General features: G+C 38.9%; 22 protein-coding genes. 6 read left to right on the top strand and 16 right to left on the bottom strand.

Annotated features, from left to right (window positions below; translation table 11 throughout):
- Nucleotides 1-92: 92 nt before the first annotated feature.
- Entirely contained in the window at nt 93-890 is a 798-nt protein-coding gene (gene mazG, locus WMO13_RS06355) for a nucleoside triphosphate pyrophosphohydrolase (protein WP_026879076.1), read from the bottom strand.
- A gap of 596 nt (nt 891-1,486) precedes the next feature.
- Between mazG and kdsB the strand changes: the two genes are divergently transcribed.
- From kdsB to rplI, 5 genes are all read left to right on the top strand, one after another.
- Complete coding sequence (kdsB, locus tag WMO13_RS06360; protein WP_026879077.1) at nt 1,487-2,269, top strand: 3-deoxy-manno-octulosonate cytidylyltransferase; 783 nt, start codon at nt 1,487-1,489, stop codon at nt 2,267-2,269.
- A 13-nt stretch (nt 2,270-2,282) separates the two neighbouring features.
- Nucleotides 2,283-3,134, top strand: a complete 852-nt coding sequence (asd, locus tag WMO13_RS06365; protein WP_051396248.1) for an archaetidylserine decarboxylase — start codon at nt 2,283-2,285, stop codon at nt 3,132-3,134.
- Nucleotides 3,135-3,338: 204 nt separating this feature from the next.
- Nucleotides 3,339-3,743 carry a 30S ribosomal protein S6 gene (gene rpsF, locus WMO13_RS06370; RefSeq protein ID WP_026879078.1) on the top strand — a complete coding sequence of 135 codons (405 nt, stop codon included), beginning with the start codon at nt 3,339-3,341 and terminating at the stop codon, nt 3,741-3,743.
- A gap of 46 nt (nt 3,744-3,789) precedes the next feature.
- Nucleotides 3,790-4,014, top strand: a complete 225-nt coding sequence (gene rpsR, locus WMO13_RS06375) for a 30S ribosomal protein S18 (RefSeq protein WP_026879079.1) — start codon at nt 3,790-3,792, stop codon at nt 4,012-4,014.
- Nucleotides 4,015-4,034: 20 nt separating this feature from the next.
- Nucleotides 4,035-4,481 (top strand): 50S ribosomal protein L9, encoded by a 447-nt coding sequence (gene rplI / locus WMO13_RS06380; protein WP_026879080.1) that lies wholly within the window; start codon nt 4,035-4,037, stop codon nt 4,479-4,481.
- Nucleotides 4,482-4,746: 265 nt separating this feature from the next.
- On the opposite strand, the gene WMO13_RS06385 is transcribed toward rplI, so the two are convergent.
- From WMO13_RS06385 to WMO13_RS06415, 7 genes are all read right to left on the bottom strand, one after another.
- Nucleotides 4,747-5,496 carry a SapC family protein gene (locus tag WMO13_RS06385; protein WP_026879081.1) on the bottom strand — a complete coding sequence of 250 codons (750 nt, stop codon included), beginning with the start codon at nt 5,494-5,496 and terminating at the stop codon, nt 4,747-4,749.
- A gap of 223 nt (nt 5,497-5,719) precedes the next feature.
- Nucleotides 5,720-6,208, bottom strand: coding sequence for a (2Fe-2S)-binding protein (locus WMO13_RS06390; protein WP_051396250.1), 489 nt, complete (start codon nt 6,206-6,208; stop codon nt 5,720-5,722).
- 170 nt (nt 6,209-6,378) lie between these two features.
- Nucleotides 6,379-9,315 (bottom strand): xanthine dehydrogenase family protein molybdopterin-binding subunit, encoded by a 2,937-nt coding sequence (locus WMO13_RS06395; protein ID WP_026879083.1) that lies wholly within the window; start codon nt 9,313-9,315, stop codon nt 6,379-6,381.
- Between the two features lie 178 nt (nt 9,316-9,493).
- Nucleotides 9,494-10,684, bottom strand: a complete 1,191-nt coding sequence (locus WMO13_RS06400; protein WP_026879084.1) for a cupin domain-containing protein — start codon at nt 10,682-10,684, stop codon at nt 9,494-9,496.
- A 152-nt stretch (nt 10,685-10,836) separates the two neighbouring features.
- A complete protein-coding gene (locus tag WMO13_RS06405; RefSeq protein ID WP_051396249.1) occupies nt 10,837-11,553 on the bottom strand; it encodes a YoaK family protein in 717 nt (238 codons plus the stop codon).
- Between the two features lie 19 nt (nt 11,554-11,572).
- Nucleotides 11,573-13,390: a carbon-nitrogen hydrolase family protein gene (locus tag WMO13_RS06410; protein WP_084331494.1), complete on the bottom strand. Its 1,818-nt coding sequence runs from the start codon at nt 13,388-13,390 to the stop codon at nt 11,573-11,575.
- A gap of 343 nt (nt 13,391-13,733) precedes the next feature.
- Nucleotides 13,734-15,458 carry a hypothetical protein gene (locus tag WMO13_RS06415; protein WP_034855804.1) on the bottom strand — a complete coding sequence of 575 codons (1,725 nt, stop codon included), beginning with the start codon at nt 15,456-15,458 and terminating at the stop codon, nt 13,734-13,736.
- A 592-nt stretch (nt 15,459-16,050) separates the two neighbouring features.
- Here WMO13_RS06415 and WMO13_RS06420 point away from each other — a divergent pair.
- The gene (locus WMO13_RS06420; protein WP_026879088.1) at nt 16,051-16,668 is read left to right on the top strand and encodes an integrase arm-type DNA-binding domain-containing protein; all 618 of its coding nucleotides are present in this window, start codon (nt 16,051-16,053) and stop codon (nt 16,666-16,668) included.
- Between the two features lie 49 nt (nt 16,669-16,717).
- On the opposite strand, the gene WMO13_RS06425 is transcribed toward WMO13_RS06420, so the two are convergent.
- The 8 genes from WMO13_RS06425 to WMO13_RS06455 all read right to left on the bottom strand — a co-directional run bounded on the left by WMO13_RS06425 (nt 16,718) and on the right by WMO13_RS06455 (nt 23,455).
- Nucleotides 16,718-17,790 (bottom strand): IS3 family transposase gene (locus tag WMO13_RS06425; protein ID WP_342386822.1). Its coding sequence is split into 2 segments (ribosomal slippage): nt 16,718-17,529 and nt 17,529-17,790, totalling 1,074 coding nucleotides; the frame shifts between segments, so codons are not numbered across the junction.
- 619 nt (nt 17,791-18,409) lie between these two features.
- Nucleotides 18,410-19,213 carry a DNA adenine methylase gene (locus tag WMO13_RS06430; protein ID WP_051396135.1) on the bottom strand — a complete coding sequence of 268 codons (804 nt, stop codon included), beginning with the start codon at nt 19,211-19,213 and terminating at the stop codon, nt 18,410-18,412.
- 70 nt (nt 19,214-19,283) lie between these two features.
- The gene (locus WMO13_RS10675) at nt 19,284-19,406 is read right to left on the bottom strand and encodes a Com family DNA-binding transcriptional regulator (RefSeq protein ID WP_156923251.1); all 123 of its coding nucleotides are present in this window, start codon (nt 19,404-19,406) and stop codon (nt 19,284-19,286) included.
- Complete coding sequence (locus WMO13_RS06435) at nt 19,387-19,776, bottom strand: hypothetical protein (RefSeq protein ID WP_026878538.1); 390 nt, start codon at nt 19,774-19,776, stop codon at nt 19,387-19,389. The genes WMO13_RS10675 and WMO13_RS06435 overlap by 20 nt, the downstream gene beginning before the upstream one ends.
- Before the next feature lie 4 nt (nt 19,777-19,780).
- Nucleotides 19,781-21,343, bottom strand: a complete 1,563-nt coding sequence (locus WMO13_RS06440; RefSeq protein WP_026878537.1) for a tail fiber protein — start codon at nt 21,341-21,343, stop codon at nt 19,781-19,783.
- Nucleotides 21,321-21,992 carry a DUF2612 domain-containing protein gene (locus WMO13_RS06445; protein WP_034855353.1) on the bottom strand — a complete coding sequence of 224 codons (672 nt, stop codon included), beginning with the start codon at nt 21,990-21,992 and terminating at the stop codon, nt 21,321-21,323. Before WMO13_RS06445 ends, WMO13_RS06440 begins: the two co-directional genes overlap by 23 nt.
- Nucleotides 21,985-23,109, bottom strand: coding sequence for a baseplate J/gp47 family protein (locus WMO13_RS06450; RefSeq protein ID WP_026878535.1), 1,125 nt, complete (start codon nt 23,107-23,109; stop codon nt 21,985-21,987). Before WMO13_RS06450 ends, WMO13_RS06445 begins: the two co-directional genes overlap by 8 nt.
- The gene (locus WMO13_RS06455) at nt 23,090-23,455 is read right to left on the bottom strand and encodes a hypothetical protein (protein WP_026878534.1); all 366 of its coding nucleotides are present in this window, start codon (nt 23,453-23,455) and stop codon (nt 23,090-23,092) included. Before WMO13_RS06455 ends, WMO13_RS06450 begins: the two co-directional genes overlap by 20 nt.
- Nucleotides 23,456-23,461: the final 6 nt, after the last annotated feature.

Genomic DNA, 23,461 nt, shown 5'->3' on the forward strand with positions numbered 1-23,461 from the left:
CTTCAGCTGATCAAATCTAAATATCTAAGTGAAAAATATCTAAGTGAATTAGAGTAATTATAGTCATTTTGACAAATTCTAGTGAGTCAATATTAACGCTTCTCATCCGCTTTTGCTTCTTCCCAATATCGATCTAATTCGGCTAATGTAAGTGTCGTTAAAGGCCGATTAGCATGTCGCTCAATATAGTTAAATCGGCGTTTAAATTTCTGATTAGTTCTATTGAGTGCTGTTGAAGCATCTATCTCTAAAAACCGAGAGAGATTCACAATTGAAAAGAGTAAATCCCCTAATTCTGCCTCAATTTCATTCTTGTCCTTCAAGGCGATCGCTTCCATCAATTCGAGCTTCTCTTCATCCACTTTTGCAATCACATCTTCAATATTATCCCAATCAAATCCTACTTTAGCAGCCCGAGCTTGTAATTTTGTTGCTTGATCTAAGGCGGCTAATGCATTCGGAATACCCGATAATAGCGACTGATCCGCTAAAGCAGGTAATCCTTTCTCAGCACGTTCTTCGGCTTTAATTCGCTGCCAATCAGTTTTCTGCTCTTCAATAGATTGATACTTTTTATCGGCAAATACATGCGGATGGCGCCGGATGAGTTTCTGCTCTAACAAATGCATGACATCTTGAAAATCAAAATGACCTAGCTCAGCCTCAATCTGGCTATGTAGCAGAACTTGAAATAGCAGATCAGCGAGCTCCTCTTTAAGTGATTCTGGATGGTACTCCTCAATGGCATCAATCACCTCAGCACTCTCTTCTTGTAGAAAAGGAATCAAAGTTTGATGAGTCTGAGCCCGATCCCACGGGCATCCTCCTTCTTTTGATCGTAATTGTACAATTACTTTCAAGAGCTTATTCAATTGTTCTCTCTTTTCCATCAACTATCCTTAATCTTATCTATTCTTAATTCTTATCTATTCTTCTACAATCGTTAGCCATCATAACAAAAAAAATATAAAAAAATCTGGACAGATAACAAAAAGCTGATTACTTGACTTTTATAGTTTTATCGATCTATTAAAAGATACCCACAGATCTTGTGGATAACATTGGGGATAAATAACTTAAAAAGATCAAAAGGGTAATACAAATGCTTACTTTGAATCATTGTCTAAAATTTAGGCATCTCTGTAACCCTCTAATAGCAGTGGGTTTCAAGAATTGTAAAATCACTTTCTTGTAATATGAGGGAAGGTCACTAGTTATCTAAACTTTCAAACATTGTGAATAAGTCAAGCCCTAAAAATGGAAAATTGAACCTAAATTTTTCCTCTCTGGCTTCTTATCAAAATTGCTCAATTTTTACGATAAAGATCAATTTTTTTATCTCTCCCAAAAAGGAGGATTTTTTCCTTCAAGACAATCTACCCATTCATCTATCAAGGAATCTAGAAATCAACCTATTCTATAATTCTATTCTATAATATTAATTTGCTATAATTGCTCTTTTGATCCTCAATAAAAGGTTCTCTCAATGGATTATATTGTTGTTATTCCAGCAAGACTTAAGTCTTCCCGCCTCCCACAAAAAATGCTACGTTCTTTAAATGGTAAACCGCTTATAGAGTGGACTTGGCGAGCAGCCTTAAAAAGCAGCGCCAAACAAGTGATCGTTGCCACTGATAATCAAGCTATTTACGATCATCTTACAACCCTTGGTGCAACAGTGGTCATGACAGCTGATCATCATGAATCTGGCACTGATCGGCTGAGTGAGGTTGCACAAAAGTTATCGTTTAATCCCAATGAGGTAATCGTTAATTGGCAAGGAGATGAACCTTTTCTCCCCACGCACTTTATTGACCTTGTTGCAGAATCGTTAGCCAATAATCCATCAGTCGCAATGAGCACGCTTGCAACGCCGATTTACGACTGGGCTGAAATTCAAGATCCTAATGCGGTGAAAGTCGTACTAAATGAGGTCGATGAAGCGCTTTACTTCTCTCGTGCGCCGATTCCTTATCAACGTGGTGAAATGAAAATAGAAGGAAGAATTATCGGTGAAACACCTTATCTTCGCCACCTTGGCCTCTATGCTTATCGCGCTGATTTTCTCTGTCAATATCCTCATTTGATCCCTTCGCCACTAGAATCACTGGAAAAATTAGAGCAGTTAAGAGCGCTTGCTAATAATTATAAAATCGCAGTAGCCATCTCTTTAGAATCTCCTCCGCCCGGTATTGATACTGAAGAGGATCTAGAGAAAGCCATAAATTGGCTGTTAGAACATCAAGCGCAGCCATTAAAACAGAAATAGGATAGATCCAGTTATGTTCAAAAATAATTCAATTCAGCGTGCCTCTTCATGGCTATTTCGAAAACTCACCCGCATTAAAACGGCCTGGTTGAAAAATCTATTCATTACCCAATTCGCCAAACTCTATAAAATCGATTGGCAAGATTGTGTAAGGCAAAAGCCACAAGAGTATCTCAGTTTCAATGACTTTTTTACAAGAGAGCTTAAAAAAGGCGCCCGCCCTATTGCTGACAATGCCATTGTTTCTCCAGCAGATGGCCGAATTGCGGCAGCAGGATCTCTCTCTAACACGCGTTTTGTCAGAGCCAAAGGTCATGATTTTACATTAGAAGCGCTCATTGCGGATCCATCTCTTGCAGAACGCTTTCGGGATGGTCATTTTGCCACCGTTTATCTCTCACCTCGTGATTACCATCGCATTCATATGCCTGTCACTGGCAAGCTATTAAAAACAATCCATATTCCCGGAAAGCTCTACAGTGTTTCCATGAAGATGGCGGATAAAATCCCGACACTTTTTGCTGAAAATGAACGTCTTGTATCCCTTTTTGAGACAGAATATGGCAAAGTGATGGTCATTCTAGTGGGCGCGATTAATGTTTCAAGCATTGAAACTATTTGGGCCGGTACAATCACGCCACCTTACGGTAAAGTACTGCAATATAGCGATTACCAACATGAAAATATCATCATCGAAAAAGGACAAGAGATGGGCCGCTTTAATATGGGTTCTACTGCTATTGTAATAACCGAGAAAGAAGGGTTATCTCTCCTTACAAATATCCAAGAAGGTGCCGTCATTCGATTAGGTGAAGGGTTGTTAGATTCTGCAATGAATTCAAATAACGTAATAACACCTGAATAGAAATAAACAATCCTTACTCATTTCACTAATCACACTTCCCTTTCAAGGAAAGAAGCGATATAATGCCGAGCTTGATTTTGACCTTTTATAGATACGCATAAACATGATTAAATCATGTTCGTTCTATAAAAGGGCTTGGTCTCCTTGTCTTTTGTTTGGTGCAAAAGACTTTAAATATTTTTAAATCCATAAGGAGCATGAATAATGCGTCATTACGAAGTAGTTTTCCTGGTTCATCCAGATCAAAGTGAACAAGTTCCTGCAATGGTTGAGCGTTACAAAGCCATTGTGACTGACAATGGTGGTGCTATCCATCGTTTAGAAGATTGGGGTCGTCGTCAACTTGCTTACCCTATCCAAAAAATTCATAAAGCTCATTATATTCTAATGAACATTGAGTGTGGCAAAGAAGCTTTGGCTGAACTTCAAAGCGCGTTCCGTTTCAATGATGCGGTCATCCGTGACTTAATCATCAACAAAGAAGAAGCGATCACTGAAGTTTCTGCAATCTCAGCAAAACCTGAGCGTACTACTGAAGTTCGCGAAGAGATCGAAGTTGAAGAAGGTAGTGAAGAAGCAAAAGATGCTGATGACAGCACTGAAGCTTAATATTTCTTCACTATTTCTTAAATCTATTACAAAAGGTAAATAAATTATGTCACGTTTTGTTCGTCGTAGAAAATATTGTCGTTTTACCGCTGAAGGCGTTAAAGAGATTGATTACAAAGATGTTAACCTCTTAAAAAACTACATCACAGAAACTGGTAAAATTGTACCAAGCCGCGTAACTGGTACAAGCGCACGTTATCAGCGTCAACTTGCAACTGCAATCAAACGCGCACGCTACATTGCATTGCTCCCATATACTGATCAACACTAATCGTCCAAAGGGAGATATCAATGAAAGTTATTCTTTTAGAAAAAATTGAAAATTTAGGTTCTCTTGGTGATACTGTCGATGTAAAACCAGGATATGCGCGTAACTATCTTTTACCACAAGGCAAAGCAACTGAAGCAACACCTGCAAATATTGAGCGCTTTGAAGCTCGTCGTGCTGAGCTTGAAATGAGACAATCAGATCTTCTTGCATCAGCAACTGCTCGTGGCGAGAAATTATCTGGTTTAGTGATGACTGTTGCTGCAAATGCGGGTTCTGAAGGCCGTTTATTCGGTTCAGTAACTGCACAAGATATTGCAACTCATATCACTGAAGCAGGCGTTCCTGTTGACCGTAAAGAAGTGCGTATCAATGATGGTGCTATCCGTCATTTAGGTGAGCATATCGTTACACTTCACCTCCATGCAGATGTGAATGTAGAGATCACTGTAAACGTTATCGCAGAATAAATTATTGAAATTGTGCCCTACTCTTCATACGGTAAGGTACAATCATTCAAACTTAAAAATTAATAAAAATTCATCCTAAGACAATGAATCAACAAAAACCACTGATACGCTCAGTGGTTTTTTATTATCGAGGAGTTTATTCTCTAACTGTCTAGATCTTTAAATCTAATACCTACAGTTAACCATAATAAAAGGCCACTCTATTTGATTAGAATGACCTCTATCTCTGTGCTCTATAAGAGCAACTATTCAAACTTCACTTATATTAATTCGCTTTACTCTTTTTCTCACGCGCATTACGGAAACGTTCAAAAAGTGCCGGGAAATTATTTAAAGACACTAAATGGGCAAATATCCACCCCAACATACCTTGTTTATTCAATGTGTGAAGTGTCTCACCATCTAATTCCATAAATTTAGCTTCATCAACGATATACACATTCTGTACTGCGAATGTTTCACCATCTGGACTTTGAATAGTCACATTTTTACTCTCGAACAAATTTTTCTCGGCTAATATTTTCACAAATTCTTGTGTACGTTTCATGTCAATATTATAGCTAGAGAGTAATGCTAAAGCATTTTCTAAAAACGGGGTATTCTCACCCTCTTTTGTGAAAAGTGCTTCCCCTTTTTTCTTATCCCAACCTTCATAGTCAACATCGATACAAACTGTTAGCTGATTCTCATCATCACCCGTTTCAGCTAAAATGAATGGATAACGACGGATAAATGCAGGAATATATGCATCTTCTTCCCATTTACCTGTTGCATCAATAAAGAGGTTTTTATCTTCTTCTAAGCCTGTTAATGCAACAGGAATATAGCTCTCGCCTTCTTTTAAAAAGATGACCGGATATTTAGTCGATGCGCTAAAAAACTCAATTCCTGCTAATGGCACACAATGATTTTTGAGTGCAAAATTATATTGTTTGGTAGGTTGTAATTTTAAATCAACATGAATTTCTTTTGATAATGGTTCTACATTTTTATAAAAAAATACACTATTGGCCATCTTTTTTATCTCCTAGATAAATTTTCAACTATACATATAAAATTTAAGAGGCTATCTTATTGATATTTCAACAAGTTAAGTTAAGTTAAGTTAATTATATAACCCTCTCATATAAACAATAATAACTATCAGTTTATCATTGTGCTATGAATCAAAAAATAATTGCACATATTGATATCGCTATACTATCGCTTCTAGAATAGCGATCATTAGTATAGTTATATTACTCTTCGATTACGCAGCCAGGCGTTGCTAAAGCAACATCCCGAATTGCTTCATAATATCGGACATATCCCGTACAACGGCAGATATGAGGATCTAATGCCTCCTCAATAGCCTGCTCTAAATGAGCTCGCTTAATAGGCTCTCTATTCAATTTATCTAAAAATACTGTCGCACCAGCCACAAACCCCGGCGCACAATAACCACATTGGAAAGCAAAATTATCAATAAAGGCTTGCTGAATAGGCGTTAATTGCAACTCACCATTCTTATCCTCTATTGCTTGCCCTTCAATTGTCACAATATTTTTACCCGCAAAAAAATGAGCACCATAAATGCAAGTTCGTAACTCTTCTTTACTGCCATCAGGTAGAATCTCGACAACGGTACAAGCATGACAAACCCCCTGCCCGCAACCAAAGTGGGTTCCCGTTAAATCTAGATACTCATGTAGAAAATCGATCATTAACATATTTTCAGGAACATCCATCGGCCCGATCAATTTACCATTAATCGTTAAGCTTAAGGGCAATTTACCATTAATCGTTAAGCTTAAGGGCTTTTTCACTAATAATGCCGAGATCTCTTGATTGACCTGCTCACGATCTTTCGCTGTTAAATCCGTAATTTGTGACACAGATGTTGATGTTATCTCTTTCATTATGCGTTATCCTCTTCTGCTAAAGCCGCTAAAACCTTCTCTGCTGTCACAGGGAACTGGTAGAACCGTTTACCTGTTGCATGCGTCAACGCATTTCCTACTGCCGGTAAAATAGGAATCATCCCTAATTCAGCCATTCCTTTGGGCGGAGAGGTTTCTGATAAAGGCGGGAGATAATCTGCACTTTGGCTCCAAACGGCGACTTCACTTGCTCGTGGTAAATGATAACGGTTAAAATTCCAAGTCCCATCACCAGGTCCATCTGCATATAGAGGAAGTTCTTCGTAAAGCGCATGTCCAATACCCATCGCTGTTCCTCCTTGTACCTGTCCTGACACCAACTCTGGCACAATCATTTTCCCAGGATTCATCATCATATGGTGGTGTAAAATTTTCACCTCTCCTGAGGCACGATCTACATCTAACGCTACGATACAAGATGCCGGGGTTACTGTCGTAGGATCAGCACCTGAACGATCTGTCGGCGGGAAGAATGCTTCTGTACGCTTAATAAAATCATAGCCACCCGTTGTCATTCGATCTTTCAATTTTTGTGGTGCACCATCTCCATATTTAACAGCAAGCGCATCTAAGGGTAATCGTCTATTACCGACTGTTGGAATCTCAAATTCCGCCTCAGCCCATTGCCAGCTTGAATAAGCATGTACAGCAACGCCGGTAATAAGTCCCATCTCGTGTGCTTTTTTCGCTAAAATTTCAAATGGAATCGGAGGCATTCCCCCTCCCGTTAGCCCCTCTTCTGTGACTCGTAGATCTTCAAGTGTGACATGTAGACTATTCATCACACCGCCACCATACCCCTCACTCCAAATAGCTTTTGCCGCAGGCCAGAGGCTATTTTCAAGCAAAAACTTACCCGCTTGTCGTGTACCAAATCCAATATAGTAAACACCACTCGAAGAGCTCATATCCGGAATTAGGCCTGGAGTCCAATAAGGATCTGTTTTTGCAAGCTTATCTTGTTGTTGCTGATCTGCCCAACTTGTATGAAGCGGCAATTCCTCAAATTCTGTAACACCAAACTCCACATAATCTGGTGCTTTTCCTAATGCTTGCCATACCATCACTTGTTGCGAAGTCGTTCCCCCCGTTCCTATCTCTTGCACACAATGACGCATAGCGAGGTGTCCATTAGCATCAAACTCTAAAGAGAGAATAGTCGGTACCCCACTTGAACCATAAACCTGCTGAACATGGGCAAAACCAACGCCATATAGATGACCCGGATATTTTGCTTCATAAGCCCTTTTATCAGATTCTCGATTCTGCCATAAGGGATATTGAGCCGCCATATCAAGCATTTCAATATTACGAGGATCGCCGGCAAAAACACCGCCTTGCGTATTCACATACCCAGTTTTTACCGCATTTCGACGTCGAAGCTCAATGGGATCTATTTTTAACTCATGAGCAATTTCATCTACCATCAACTCTGTAATGGCCATCGATTGCAAGGAACCAAAACCTCGCATTGAGCCCGCTTCAACTGCCGGCGTTGCCATTGCTAGTGCGGTAAGATCGGATTTTGGGAAATAGTAGATGGATTGCGCACCACGAACCGCTACATGAGAGACAGCAACAGACAAATTCTCTCGACCACCCCCATTACAACTGTAGGTTCCTTTTAAGATCTCAAATTGCCCGCTTTTACGATCGACACTCATCGCTACATCCATCTCAACAGCATGACGCTTCATTCCCATTTGGAACTGTTCATAACGATTATTGGCCATTCTGACAGGCAATCCATCGCTATAGAAACTCGCGGCCATCGCGTAAATCGGATAGACAGAGTAATCTTTAGAACCATAGCCCACCGTCGAGCCAGTTAATAGCACGATATTTTTTACATCTGAATGAAAATGACTATTCTTAACTAGATCAGCGGCCATAGTAGCAACACCCGCCGGTGATTGAGTGGCGGTTAAAATATGAAGCGTTTGAGTTGAAGCATCATACCAACTATTACAGTTATCTGGTTCCATCGCCGATGGGTCAATTGATTGCGAAAAACCTTGGCGCTGTAATACAAATTTATCAGGATTATGAGTCGCTGCTTCTAACTCCTGACTAATCGCCTCGGCATGCTCCATCGCAACACGTTGAATCTCAGGTTTTTCATCTGCTTTTTTGAGGGCACGAATAAACCCACCGCTACGCTCTTTATGCAATAAACTCGGTACTAACATTGGAGCCGCAATAGCTTCAGGAGGCCAAACTACACTATTCCCATCAAATACCCCTTTAATCGCCGAATCTTGATAAGGTGAGAAAACAGAAGGTGAGGTTGGTGTTTCACCACCAACACGGACATATCGTGCAGCACCATAATTTTTAGGAGGTTTAATCCCTGTTTCTTCGCCATACAGCACGACATCATCTCGAAATTGTAACCGACGATAAGCAGCACTATAACGATCAAAATCTTTATAGATTAAAATTGCAACAGGATGACCATAAATAGGGGGCGTTTCCCCTTTAGGCACTAAAATATTCTCCCCGTAGAACTCAGATCCCATTCCGGTATCTCGTGGAATATTAAGACCATCTTGAATAAGATCTTCCTGTAAAACTAATCGATCTGGTTGTAACTCATCCCCTAAAAGAGAGAGATTAATTCCCTCAAAAGTCCGATCAGCTTGAGTACTTTTTAACATAAAAGCATACGCTTGTTCCTGTGGCCAACCGGGGATATCTTTAGCACGATAATCTCTAGCAAAGTTCTTCTGCCCTGTGACTTTGCGAATCGCATCCCATCGATACTTCACCTTTCCATCCCGGCCAATCCAATTAGTAGAGGTTGCGCCAGAATTCATTTCTGTTGCATAAGTCATAGGTAACTTCCCTACCATAACGGTAATCCCGGCAAATACACCCAATTTAATAAAGCCCCGACGTGATATCTGTAAGCTCATCTATATCCCCTCTTCTCAATAGTGTGAGAATCGTTAACCAATTAATTGATTTTATAAATATAAAAATATCAGCTACTTCGCCGAATAGCTGATATTTTACCGTAATCATCAGATTTTATAAATATATATTTATAAATATAAAATTTTATCTAAACAATATTTACAATTATGGTACGAATTATTTTTCTGGTTTTTGATACCAAATCACAGGTTCAGAACGATCTGTATGGGGAAGTGCTTCAGCTTCTTCTAAAGTTAAGTTCAGATGATCTGCCACAATTTGTGTCGGCGTACTTGCAAGCCAAGCATTCAAAGAGATATCTGAATAACGTGAGATAGGATAAGCATCCGGGCGTTTAAATACTTCAATGAAGCGTACAGGTTCATCCCCAATATTTTGGATATAGTGACCCGCTACAATCGGTACAACACCGACATCCCCTGCTTGATAGTTAAAGGTTCTTGCGGTTCCTTGAGAGTTAAAAACAGTCATACGTGCCTTACCCTCTAAGAAATAGAGCCATTCAGAAGCTCTTGGGTGCCAATGGATCTCACGCATTCCCCCTGGTTCAATCTCAACAAAAGCAGCTGAAATAGTTTTCGCCGCCGGGAAATTACGCTCATCGACAAAATAGACGCTACCTGCTTCGCTCTTATAAGGAGTGACACTATCTCTATGGAAAGTAAAGGGCGAAGGTACATCGCCATGTTGATTATGCTTACGCACCACATTAATCGGTCCCGGCACTTCCCCTTTAAAGATATACTTCTCAACTTGTGGTAACTTTTTGATTGTCTCTAAATCGCTCTTAAAGTTTGCAGCTAAAACATCTTGGGGAATATGTGCGACAAGCTCTGTTAAAAGGAAAGTATTATTTTCAGAGAAATCGGCTTCACTAAAGACTAATAAAAACTCACAACCCTCTTCTAACCCTTGAATTGAATGGGGAATCCCTGCTTCAAAGTTCCAAATATCCCCGGCTTTTACATCATCAATAAAGATACGACCATCTTCATCAATCGCTGTCACACGCGCACTCCCATAGAGCATATACCCCCATTCAGCTTCTTTGTGCCAATGTAACTCCCGATACGCACCGGGCTCAAGTGACATATTCACACCGGCTACATCTAAGGATGCCGGCAATTCACGATTCGTCACTTCCCGAGTCCAACCGCCCTCTTCAAGCCGCATATGTGCATCTGAAAAACTAAAACGAAGATTTGGAATTGTGCCATGATCCGTTTTGGGTGGCACCATAAGATCTGGATTCTCTCGATCACGCGTTAAGTTACGAGGACCATGATCAATCCAACCTTTACCATCAGATTCTCTAAAGGGCTGTGGAATATTTGTATCTTTCGACATATTTATTTCTCCTTATCAATTAAAATACACAGAAAATATCCGTTTGAATCTATGTGAAATTGAGTGAAAAATAACCGCTTCCCTGCTTATCATTTTTCAGTGACACTACGACGCTACAATGGCTATATAATTAACGCACCAATATTCAATCATTAAGTGGGATCTACAGCTTCTGCTTTCTCTACTTTCATAAAGAAAGTATAAATGGCCAATAACACTAACATCCCTGCCGGCAATAATAGCGATAACTCATTATATTTGAGTGTTGTTAATGTCCCAATTAATCCACCCGCTGCAAACCCCAATAATACTAAGAAAAAGAGGGCTGCCGTTTTTAGAGCTGCTCGCTGTCCTCCGATAAATTGCATAAGATAATTGAACGCTAGTTGCACCACTAAAGTAACAGCCACATTGCCGTAAAGCATTCCTTTAATCTTATGGAAACCATTCCCCTGCATTCCTGCGATAAATGAGATCACCATACAGATCTGAACAATTGTTAGAGCCTCATTTAATAAACCTAATGCAATCACTCCTAAAATCGCAGCTTCAATTAATAGAATGATATAAGTCCAAGTATGACGACTCTTAATATTGATTAAAATCTCCACTAACATCGTAAACATCGAACCTAAACCGAAAGCCAAAACTGTCATCGCAATGGTTCGCAATCGCTCCCAATCTTGCGTAGCTATCGTTTCCCCTAGCAGAATAATATTACCTGACTGAACGGTACTAAATACATGTGAAACATGGTAGGTATAACCATTCATCATGCCGGCAATAATCGCCAAAATAAAGGCGATATAAGGGCGCTCCATTAATGGCAATGCGCCTACTAAAGCACTTACAGACTTTTTCTCCTTCATCATCTCTCCTTCATCATTATCAATGTTGATTAAACTGATCACTCACAAGTGGAGGAAACCAAATCGCTTCTTGCCCATGAATCAGTCGTTCCTGATTAATCCAAGTAAAAGGGGCCGGCACACGACTCTCTAATGAAACGCGCTTATCACCCGGTGCAGCTAGTAGAGTCGGGTTCAATACAATCGGCTCTGGCCCATAAATGCCACTTGAAGTAAAAGCTCCTACTTCACGACCACCACAAACAACCCAAAGCTGTTGTAATGTTGCTGTTGCATAAGGATAATATTCCGCAACCCCTGTCGGTGCGGGCGATACTGCATAAAGCCTTGCATCCGCCTCTACTTTTAGGGTATTAGGTGCGCCTGATGGAACAGCTACAATATCCGCTCTTAAAGCGCTATATAGCCCAGAAAAATCCACAATTTCTAGCTCATAAGAGGCGGCTAAGGCAATTCTACCAATCGCCGTCTCAACAACCGTTGGTTGATGACCGGCTTTTGCCCATCCTTGATCCCGCTCATTAAGATGCGTGACACGATGTCTTGCAAGAACAGTTCCCTCAGGACCTACTAATACTACAGTATGATAGAGATGATCCTCCTCGATTTCAGGATAACTCCCCACCACATAACCTTGTCCTTTACCTGCAATCGCCATGAGTTGCTGTTCAAATAGGCCATTAGGATGATCACTCGCTTCTAAAATATCCCCTTGACTCTCTGACAGCGCTATTGCGGAAAACTCCGGCAATACTAATAACTGATCCTTCCCAACACTAATTTCACCCCGATCAACTAGATCTTGTAGCTTATCTTGTGGTTGCCACTGAGCGCTGATCATCGTAATTTGAGCAGGAGTCTCCCACACTGCCGAGCGATTGCTATCCGTTGGCGCTCGGTGCAAAGCTAATAAGGGTCGATAGAGCTCAGGGCGACGTCTTTGTAAAATCGCCATACGGGCATTATCAGCATCTTTTAAATCAATAATCGCAGTATAGATCCCATTCAAACCGGGCGTAATCTCAACAGGCGGGATAACCGGCGCTTGTGTCACTTTATGCCCTTCCGGCGACCAAATACTTGAACCACCATTGTAATAGAGTGCCTCTTTGGTTAGAGGATTACGTTCAATGCCACTACGGGTTGCACAAACTGCCCAGACACCATTCATCGCACTCAAATGCTGTACATGCGCAACAGTTGAATGATCCCCCAATTTCTCGATTGGACTCGCTGTTGGCATTACACGATCGGACACAGAGTGCCAACCAATAATCTGCGCCCCTTTCAACATCGCAATGCGGGGATATTGCCAATAAGTATCGTCATAGCAGATCAGAAGCCCAATGCGGCCAATCGGCGTATCAAAGACTTCAACATCGCAATTACCCGGTGCAAATAATTTTTGATCTTGAGAATTCAGCCCAATCTTACGATATTTCCCAATAATCCCTTCAGGCCCCATTAAAACAGCACTGTTATAAGCAACACCTGTGGCAACATCTAACTCGGCAATTCCAATACTGATATAGAGATTATAAGTCTTTAATAAGGGTAAGATCGCCTCAGTTGTCTTACCTGGAATCGTATCTAGATAAGGATAAATCTCTTCATAATCTGAAAAGAGATAACCACAAAGGGCTGTTTCAGGAAAGACGGCATAATCAACATCCTCTTTCGCAACTTGCTCCACCGCAGTCACTAAACGCGTAATATTTCCCGATAAATCTCCCCAAGCGGGAATAAAATCAACCGCAGCAACTTTAATCGGCTCCGATCTCTGCATTTCACTATCAATGCTCTGTTTATTAAAATTGTTATGATTTTGATTGGCCATTGAATCCCTTTAATTAGCAACTAAATATCAAAAATATTAATAAGTTATACTTAAATATCTAATAACTAAAATTAAGACTATTTAAAACATAATTAAATTTATAATAATTAAATATTTTTTTCAATTGTTTTAATTTTATAATTTTAATTATAAAAAATAATCTATCAATTCACAGCTATTCACTCAGAAATTTAATAAAAAAGGAATCTCGTAAGATTCCTTTCAAGGTTTCAAATGTTTTGACTATCTTATGCACTCATACCTAGATCATCATTAAAGAGTAGATCTTCAGGAAATAGATAGTAAGATCAGCTCATTGGACCCATTCTCTACTTTTTACTCTTTAATCATTCTCTAGCGCCACATTTTTTCGAGGTAAACGCCAGCCTTTTTCTCGTGCTACGGTTAGAGCCGCTCTCTGTAATAATCGAGGAACAGCATAATAAGAACCCTCAGCGCCAGCACTCATTCCCATACTCATCCCAAAGACCAAATCTCCATAGATATTAAAACCTTGATAATTAGCGCCAATAGAAGTGACTTTATCTGCAAGCTCTGAATCTTTAGTCACTTCCGCTTCTGCTGCCGATTTCAAAATCTCGATAATCTGATCAATATCATCTCCATAGTGGCTATAATCAAGAATAAATTTAGTGCTCGCAAGATATCCCACAGAGATATTCTTAGGCTTTCGATTCACAAAATCAGCAGTATCATACTCAATCGCAGAACCATAATTATCTAAATAAATCGTTTCTGGCGTTTGCCGTACAATTTTGGCATAGACGCCATCAATAATGACGGTATCGCCGGCCATTGTCGGATAAAAGGCTTCACTATGCGCCACTTCCCGAGAAATCATATTTTCTAAACAATCGATCGTTAGACGGATACGACCATTATCTAAAAGAGGATTGATTAAATAGACGGAATAGAGATTAATATGCTCAATTTCCCAAGGAATCCCTTGATAAATCACCCGCTCCCCTTCTCGTGCAAGCCCCATATTGAGAAACGTTCTCAGCCGTTTAAAATAGGCCGGTACAGAGTTTCTAAAGCTGATAATCATCGCTAAGATAATCAAAATGGCAAAGCCGAAAAGCACCATATCGCCCGATGAATGCAAAATTACGAGCATCGCCGTAAAGGCAATAATAAATGAAAAGATCTCATAAAGTAGCAACATCAAACGCCACGCCAGGCTTGTTTTACGATGTTGTCTGTGTGCTTGTAGTTTCTTCTCGTGACGCTGTACTAACTTACGCAAGATCCAAGAGAAGATATAGAGTAAGCCGAAGAAAGCCCCCAAGCTAAAGAGTAAGGTCTTCCCTTGATTACTAATAAAATTCCACGCGCCTTGGGATACACGTTCCGCAAAGGTTCCCTCTTTCTCAAGCTCCCGATATTGTAAATTAATCAAATCTAGCTGATTAGCATAATAGGTACGTTTTAACTCCCAACTATTTTTAATCTTATCAAGCTGTTTGATAGACGCTTCTGAGAGTTGGGATTCATCAATCTCGTTCAGATGTTCAAGCGCATCATCAATGGCCACAAGATTTTGCTGTAACTCTGAACGAGTTGTACGGATAAAATCCCGCTTTCGTTGTGATTCTGTCAAATTTTGTAGAGAACTGAATACCGGTTGAACAATCTTAATCAACTCTTTTTGCCAATCATAATGAAGAATCTCCTCCTCTTCATTATCAGAGACATCATAGAGTTCAACCTCGAGCCCACCTAAAGCTGTTTTTTCAAACATCCGCTCAAAATTACGCTTCTGCTGATCGAGTTGCGATAACGTAAATTCAAGGCTCTCTTTCTGCTCAGGATCATCCACTACTTTAAGCTCTTCAATTACCTCTGCCCGCTTCTGATTGACACCATCGAGATTCCCTCGAATCTGATTCAAAGATAAGGTCGTCTCCTCAATAGCAACATTATTAGCAGCAGCACTATTCCCCGCCTTCATCTCCTGAGAAAACCCAGGAGAGAGTAGAGATAACAGTGTCCCAAGTAGAAAAACCGTTATATATGTAATACGCTTTTGTTGTGTTAGCAAAATCATTTCATCCTATATTTCATATTATTAATTTATAAATATAGAGCATATTTTACATATATTGATATTAATTACAAAGATCAATGCATTGCGTCAAAGGAATTGCTCTCTTTTAGCAGTTTTTTAATTTTAAAGGAATAGCTGTAGCGATTTAATATGTCTAAGTAAAAAGCAATTAATTCAATTGAAGTTTTTAAAAAATTCCCTAAAACCTTTTCTAATTTTCTTTATTAATTATTCTTTCATTTGTCGCATCACCATATACCAGAAATTAAGGTTTATTTATTATTACCTCTACTTATCTTTTATTCATTGACTAATTGAGGTACAGGGTACCGTAGAGGGTACGTCTTTTTGCAGATAACAAAAAATCCTTGTAATTCAATGAATTAAACAAGGGTTTTTGATAAATATGGCGGAAAAGGAGTCCGTCAAGCTTTGTCACAGCTTATATTTATGTGTATTATTTATCTCTCAAACACTTCTATTTTACTGATTTAAATAGCATTAAATATTTGTCCGTAATATTACATCATCTATCTTTGAGGGTAAATTAGAGGGTAACGCTAAAATTACAACTCGTTTAAGGGTAAATAATATGCCAAGAGCTTCTCGAATAAAACCGCTTAGTGATACTGAGATCAAAAACGCAAAACCAAAAGAAAAAACATATCGTCTTTATGATGGTAAGGGTTTATGTCTTAGAATCATGAAAACAGGATCAAAGCACTGGGAATTTCGTTTTAAAAATCCTGAAACACTTAAGGATGATACTATAATAATAGGAGAGTATCCATACATATCATTATCTCAAGCTAGAGAGATGCATCAAGATTTAAGAGTGCAAATTGAAAATGGTATAAACCCCAAACAAAGATCTAGTGAAACAACGTTTAAACATGTATTTGAAATTTGGTGGCTTCGGTGGTCTGAAACAAAAACAAAACGATACTCTGTACAAGTCAAGAATGCTATTGAAAAAAACTGTATGCCGATATTAGGCAAGCTTGAAATGACTGAGATAAAGCCATCGCATATAGCTTCTGCCCTACAACCCTTTGAAGATAGGGGTGTTTTAGAATACCTACATAGAACTAGATCTGCACTCAACCAAATGTTCTCTTTTGCTTTAGCGAGGGGTATCTGTGAACTAAATCCAGTCATGATGGTGACTCGTGATGCATTTAAGCGACCCAAATCGGAAAATCACATGTAATCCTCCCCTTTTTAGGGCTATTTAAAAGTAGAAGGTTTCTCTTGGTTTATTAAAGTTGACACGGTGGCACAGATCCAATGGCTGAATGGGGTCTTTCATTATTATAACTCCATAGCCATTTAGTGGAGTAAATTTGTGCTTCATTGATTGTTCCAAACAGATAATTCGATAGTAACTCCTCTCTTACGGTGCGGTTAAATCGCTCAATATAAGCATTTTGTGTGGGTTTCCCCGGTTGAGTATAGATCAGAGTGATCTTCTTTGAATTAGCCCAATCAATTAATTTCTGGCTAATATATTCAGGGCCATTATCACATCGAATCGCTGCAGGCTTTCCTCTCCATTCAATAATTCTCTCTAAGGAGCGAATCACTTTTTCTGTCGGTAAACTAAAATCAATATCCACGCAAAGACCTTCTCGATTATAATCATCAATCACATTAAAAGTTCGGAAATAACGTCCATTTTGCAAGCTGTCAGACATAAAATCCATCGACCATATTTGATTAATATCTGTCGCTAATCCCAATGCTTCGGGGCAATTTCTGATGATTCGTTTTTTAGGTTTAATTCTGAGATTAAGCTCTAATTCCCGATAAACTCTTAAAACTCGTTTATGATTCCATCGGAACTTTTGAATATTTCTCAAATAATCAAAACATAAACCAAAACCCCAACGCTTATGAGCTTTAGTTAACTTCAGTAACCAAGTTTCAATGAGTCTGTTTTCGGAAGAGGCTTTGGCCTGATAGTGAAAAGCCGTTTTGCTAATCCCAAATATCTCACAAACCAAACGAATGGAGATATCTTGAGTCTTTAAAACAGCTTTAGCCATCTCTTTTCGTTGAGATGGCTTTACCACTTTCCCTCTAAAGCTTCTTGGCGGATACGGGACTTTAAACATTCTTCAGCATACATTTTTTTGAGCCTTGCATTCTCAGCTTCTAGCTCTTTTAAGCGAGTAATCATCGAGGCATCCATACCACCATATTTTGAACGCCACTTATAAAATGTCGCCGAACTAATCCCATGCTCTCGACATAAATCGGTCACTTTCACGCCTGATTCATTCTGCTTTAAGATTGACATGATTTGTGTGTCTGTGAATTTTGATTTTTTCATAGTTAATTTCTCCTAAGTAAATAATACGAGAAAATTCTACTTATAGTCGGTATTATTTTTAGGGAGGATTACAGATGAATGGAATACCTCAAAGGAATACTTAAGCCAAGAGTACAAAGCCCAAAAAAAAGAAGGTGAACAAGATCTTCATGCATGGGTCGGGTTAAATGGCGATATTATTATAGACTTTGCTCTCCCCGAAAGACTTTGGGCGAGATTTCAATACCCTCAGGATATTTATTTCCCAGTAGGATATGCTGGTTTTTTCACAGATGTATTAAATATACAGTATAAACCTATCCTAACTGGATCAGATTTTTTTACTCAAACCAATGTGTATAACCCTCTAGATTGCAAACTTCAAAGACTATTTCAACGATGGTTTAAACCTATTAATTTTAATAAAATTACCCTCCCTTAATTATCAAGGCTACTAAAATAGTATTCAATAGATTTTTAATGTTATCCCTTTATTTTTAATCCTCTATGTTTAAGTTTCTTCATGAACTATATTCGATACTGGACGCGACAAGTCGCCGAATCGGTTCATGATAATTAGACTAATTTAACGTTACAATTACAACAACGCTGTTGAAATTTAATCCAATAGCGGTTCTTTTTAGATGTTAAGCAAGTATAAAAGTTCAGTGTACTTTCTTCCGGCTCCACTACTTGTCTCATACTCAATTCGCTTCACATTCTTATAGTCAAAGTAGAGATTTATCAAGTCATCAGTTTCTGACTTAGTACTTGAAAATAACAATGCTTTTTTACCCTCCAAAGAGGATAACAGTTGCAACATCTCCTTTAGTTTAAAAGGCTCATTCTTTCGAGAATAACCTTGTTGATCTGTCATGATGTAAGGAGGATCACATAAGTAAACAGTGTCCTCTCTCGTTTGACATTGTTCAAGTAACTCCCTGAAGTCTTTTTGAACCCTTGTTACTCCTGATAGATAATCAGTTGCATCTAATGAATTTTGGGTGACTCGGACATAAAACGTTCTTGAAATGAGGTCTTCATAGCTATGAGCATAGTTCCCACTAAACAATAACCAACTACTAATTGTTATCCAGTCAGCCTGATTGTATTTTGCTAAATGAAGATCGATCTCTTTAATAATTTGTATCTTAATATCGCTATCAGCTCTTTTCATAGAGCGTTGATATTTACTTAGATTTATACGCAAAGCTTCGGTTTCAGAGATTATCTTTAGCCTAGCTTCATAATTATCGAAATCATTCCAGATGACTTCTTTTGCAGTACTACAGCATTTAACTGTATGTGACAGTAGACCACTTCCTCCGAATAAATCAACCACTGTTTGCCCATTAAATGTCTCAGATCTAGAGATGATTTCTTTAATCCAATTACGCTTTTGACCTTGAAAAGGTAGCGGTGCTTTTTTAAATAAAAGTGCCATGCAAGTTCCTTATATGGCACCCTTGGTGCTCTCGTTAAGAAGCTCGCATGGCTTTCAAATAATATTTTTATTAATTATATGCGCACATTGTCTTACAGCGCGGGCATTTGATCTCTAGACGAATAATAGACCCAACTGCCAATTTTTTACTACATTTGAGACATCTGAATTCCCTAGTTTTCGACTCCTTCATCAACCATGTTCACCTCCTCAAGATTTTTGATTGCTCTGTACAGATGGGTTGATTCATCAATCAACTGATCAAGCTCTTGCTCTTCTAATTCTGTACGTTGTTTTATACGTTCAAGACGTGTAATTTGAAGTTCAATAAATTCAAGTTTTCTCTGTTTATTTAAGACTCTTAGCTTTTTTTCAAAAGCTATTTTTTCATCTTGAGAAATTTTTTGAACATCGTCATCAACCCATTTTTGTAAAACTAAATCATAATATTTATCTCCCCCTTCAAAATCAGCAGGCACTTCTAATTCAATAGTTTCCCATGCAACGTCCGAAGATAAAGCATATGAACGCATATCTTCTTTATTTAAATAAATTTTTTTCACTTTTTTACCTCACAGACCAAATTTTGACTCGAACTTTTGCAGAAGAAACAAAACCGGCCGCTTGATTGGGAGAGTAATTTTTTGTCCAACTTAAACCATTTGTACCCGTTACCACCCTCACCATATTCCCATCTAAATATGCATCTGCGCCGTAAGCGTAACCTCCATAGTTATTACTGATAACTGTCCAGCCAGCTAACATCCACTTATTTTCAGTATAGATTTCAGTAACAGTTAAGATAGGAGCTGTTCCATATGGGCTTGAAATAGTTTTTGTCTGCCCTCCTTTCATTTCACCAAAGTCTAACAATGCATACCGCATTGTTCCTGCAAGATCATCTATCCCCAAATTCTTTCTCGCATTTGCGGCAGTAGTGGCTCCAGTTCCACCCTCTGTAATCGGCTTGGTTTTTGAGTCCACACTCTTCACCAGCGCTTGACTCGCAACAAGCGACTTAGAATTTCCCAGAACATTTGTTATGTGTGCATCTTTTAAAGAACTCGCCCAAGCTGACCATTTGTTGCCGTAATTGTTACGGGTATATATTTCATTAATACCGTTGTATGCGATATAGATCTGCGTTACGCCCGCTGAATCCAAAACAAAAAGTGTTCCTGCACGGGTAGTCGGATAATTTCGCGCTATTGTTGCATTTGCGTTTGCTGTTTGAAAATAGACACCGACATGTACACTGTTATTTAATGTGTCTAAATTTGTTGTGCTTAGATTCCCTTTTTGTGGTAAAGCTTGTTCTGCAAGTGTGTATGCAGAATCTGCTCTTTTTTTTGCATTTGTTGCATTTGTATTCGCAGTATCTGCTGTTGATTGCGCCTTCACTGCTTTTGAATCTGCTGTTGCTGCCGCACTTTTTGCTTGATTTGCAGTAGTTTGAGCTGCATTCGCTTTATCATTCGCTGTGTTTGCACTCGTTTGAGCATTGTTTGCAGTTCGATTCACATCATTCACAACTTTTATCGTTGCGGCTTGATCTGTTCGATCGCTCAATGAACTTGTTGAGTTTAATGTTGCTGATGTGCCAAGACCGAGATTATTTCTAGCTACTGTTACGTTCGTGAGATCACTCAAATTCTTGGACTTTTCAAGTCGAGTATTTGCGTTATTGTTTGCTAGTTTACTGATATCGTTCACCATTTTTGGTGTTACAGCCAAATCTTCTCTATCAGTCAAAGCACTTGTAAGTTGCACGATGCCTTGTTGCGATGTTGTAGCTTTTGTGATCAATAAAGACCATTTTTCAGAGTTTAAATGAGGTTCATTATTCTCATTTTCAGCAAGACAGATATAGATTTTACCGTTATTTTTAACAACAGCACTTTCAGGATATCTAACAGATTTATGCCATTCAGGAATTCCTTGTTGTAGATGATAGAGATTGTTTACATCAATACGCTTAAATGCATCATTCATCCATTCAAGCGGTGGTTTACCTTGTGTTTGCTCTAACGTTACACCCCACCCCCGCAAAATATCGGGAAATTTGAGCACTTCACCCGTTTTTGCTTCGCTTGCAAATACCTGAAAATCAGGCTGTTTTACTATTTCCATTAATTTTTACCTCTTGTAATCTCACAAATGAACCAATTCCAAACCCGTAAGATGCCGGATCTCCGCTAAAACCGAACGGTTTATCGGTTGTTAAAACTATGTAGTTGTACATAACGCCGATCGGCCTCACGCAAATATCAAGCTTAGATACTGCATATAAAATCAATGAGTTCAGTTTCTTTTTATTGATCAAAATATTCATTGTCATATTCTGTAAATCGACAACATTACTGCTCTCACCGAACAAAAACCGCACCGAATCGACAATGTTTGCAATTGTTCCGTCTTGATAATTCTTCAGGATTTTCGCTTTAATGAAAAACCTGTAATCTGAATCAGTTAATCGAACAGTGCCGGTCAATGAATCGCCGAATCGGTAGAACTCACCTTGGTTAAAGCCAAGCGAACCTAATGAATCGACAAAGCCAAAGTATTCCTTTGCGATTGCTTGATTCATCACTCGACTAATGCCGACATGACGACCGATCAGATCAAGTGCATAACCCTCTGCTTCGTCAATATTTAAGACTTTCGCTAGGTCAATAACTGATTGAAATGTGTTTTTTGTCTCATCAGTTATCTCTCGAATTGTCGCTGTTGCTTTAGGCTTCTTGCGATATTGCCATATCAAAAAATCTTCTTTATTCATCACTGAAAAGCACCTCGACCTTGTTAATTACTGCATATTCACGATCACCCGTTTCAACGATTGCACCGTTATTTACAGTAAGATTTGTTATGTAAAAGCCATTCGTTAGATTGATTGATGAGATGATTCTTGTTGCGTAAACGTTCTCACCGATCTCAAAATCAAGCGCTTTAAGGTTCTCTTTAATTGATTCAATATCAATATCTTCAAACGTTTTATAACGTGTGATTGTGAGTGACACAGTGACATTTCGTTTTTCAGGTCGATCATATTTCGCTTTTCTTAGTGCTTCTCTGTAGTAGATTTCGCCTTCGATTTGACCAAAGAAACCACAGCCACCTCGTTTTGCTTTTGTGAGTGTTTCGATAATCTCTTGATGATCGCCACCTAACACAACTGCATTCATTGAGTGTGGCGGAATACCCTTATCATCTGTTTCGCTTGTGTAATTCTCGTAAATAATGCACTTTTCAACGCCTTTAAGGTTCGATAATTTCGCTTGAATGCCCGCCTGATCTTCTGAATTATTAATTGCATGAGATTTCATAAAACGAGCAACAAAATCAGCATCACTCTCTTCATCTGCACCGCCATAGCTATTTGAGTTTGCAGTAATCTTTTCTAATCCAATGATTACTGTGCTCTGCTGTAATTCATCTGATTTTTTGAGATTAAATGCGCCTGCCTGCTCTGATCTGATCTTGACTCTTGCGCTACCTAGATCATTCAATTCAACTCGATCAAGCGTGACCCATTTATTCTTGTTTTGATCGATGAAAATGGAATCTACGGGAATATTGGTCTTTGGTGTTCCTGTTAAAATCACGTCATCAACGTATGAATATGATGATCGTCTTCGCAATAGCCCTGCGTACATTGCTCGCTGTTCTAACCATGTGCCTTGCGCTTGATATGGATCGAGCATTTGAACAATAAATGTGACTGCTTGATGAATATCGCTTAATTCTTGCGTAAATAAACCAAGCAATTGACCATCAGGCGTATCGCTGTCTAGGTTTACGTCTTGACCGTAAATCGCTCTAAACTTCTCAACAAGTCGCTTATAGATCGTGTCAAAGTCATCAATCGCAATGCCTTTATCTGTCATTCTCAACATTGAAATTTATACCTCTCTCTTTGTTGTATTTATCGTTGTACTCGACTTGTATCAGTAGCTCTCTTGTTTCTCGATTAAGCTTGATATCAAAAAAAGTAATCTCTTCAACACCATCAACACTCAAAATCGCTCTCTTGCAATCGACCTCAAGTGCTTGCGTATTTGGGTTTTTCTCTAAATAGTCGAACCAAGCAATGCCGTCATCTCTATTCAAAAACCAATCATTCTTGAGTGATAAGAGCTTTGTTTTGACTGATTGCGCTATTGCTTCTGACTTCTCAAGATAGTTCGATTTACCTCTGCCGAACGTCCAATCATGGTTTTTATCTAATTCTCTAACTCTCATAAGTAC

Source organism: Ignatzschineria larvae DSM 13226, from assembly GCF_038500265.1.
Taxonomy (GTDB): Bacteria; Pseudomonadota; Gammaproteobacteria; order Cardiobacteriales; family Wohlfahrtiimonadaceae; genus Ignatzschineria; species Ignatzschineria larvae.